At 43.8% G+C, this 799-nt stretch carries 2 protein-coding genes; both read right to left on the bottom strand.

Annotation, left to right across the window (positions count from 1 at the left end; translation table 11 throughout):
- Nucleotides 1-19: 19 nt before the first annotated feature.
- The gene (locus V7147_RS24425; protein WP_335370392.1) at nucleotides 20-670 is read right to left on the bottom strand and encodes a 3-oxoacid CoA-transferase subunit B; all 651 of its coding nucleotides are present in this window, start codon (nucleotides 668-670) and stop codon (nucleotides 20-22) included.
- The coding region (locus tag V7147_RS24420) for a CoA-transferase (protein WP_335370391.1) at nucleotides 655-799 on the bottom strand (145 nt) is incomplete at its 5' end. The genes V7147_RS24420 and V7147_RS24425, both read right to left, overlap by 16 nt.

The following is a 799-nucleotide window of genomic DNA, read 5'->3' as shown; positions in this document are numbered from 1 at the left end:
GAACTTCTGCTGAATAAACTTATATAGAGTCATCGCAATTTAATTCAGCACTCGTATTTTTGATGACTTCTTCCACTGTAAAAGGAGCCATTACTTCAAGGAGATGAAGTCCATCCTTCTTCACTTCAATCACTGCCATATCGGTGATGATGAGATTGACACAACTTTTCGAGGTGAGCGGCAGGCTGCATTCCTTGACGATTTTGGATTCTCCATGCTTGTCAACATGGTTCATTAAGACAATCACTTTCTTCGCTTTTTGCGCAAGCTCCATCGCCCCGCCCATGCCTGGAACACGTTTTCCTGGAACAATCCAGTTTGCGAGGTCTCCTTTTTCGCTAACCTGAAGCGATCCTAAAATGGTGATATCAATATAACCACGACGTATCATACCGAAAGCTATTGAACTATCAAAATAAGAGGAACCTGTGGCGGTTGTTACTGGATATCCTGCAGCATTACAGATATTCTCATCCTCCTTACCCTTGTCTGGGCTTGGACCGATACCTAAAATACCGTTTTCTGCATGGACCATGACGTTTATGCCATTAGGTAGGTGATTTGGAACGAGTGAAGGAATCCCAATCCCAAGGTTCACAATCATTCCATCCTTAATCTCCTGTGCCGCTCTCTTGGCAATTCGATTGCGAATATCTACTCCCATACCCATTTCCAATTCACCCCTCCCGTTTCGATGATCATGTCGACATAAATACCAGGCGTTATGATTTCCTCAGGGTCAAGCTCACCTAATGGAACGATTTCCTCAACCTCGGCAATTGTGAATTTACCTGCCATT

Source organism: Bacillus sp. JJ1521, assembly GCF_036965165.1.
GTDB lineage: Bacteria > Bacillota > Bacilli > Bacillales > Bacillaceae_L > Ferdinandcohnia.
This window is presented reverse-complemented; position numbering and strand designations above follow the sequence as displayed.

Bases quoted from the DNA above. Each gene is read 5' to 3' on its own strand.
- V7147_RS24425 (WP_335370392.1), bottom strand. From the start codon at position 670: ATGGGTATGGGAGTAGATATTCGCAATCGAATTGCCAAGAGAGCGGCA.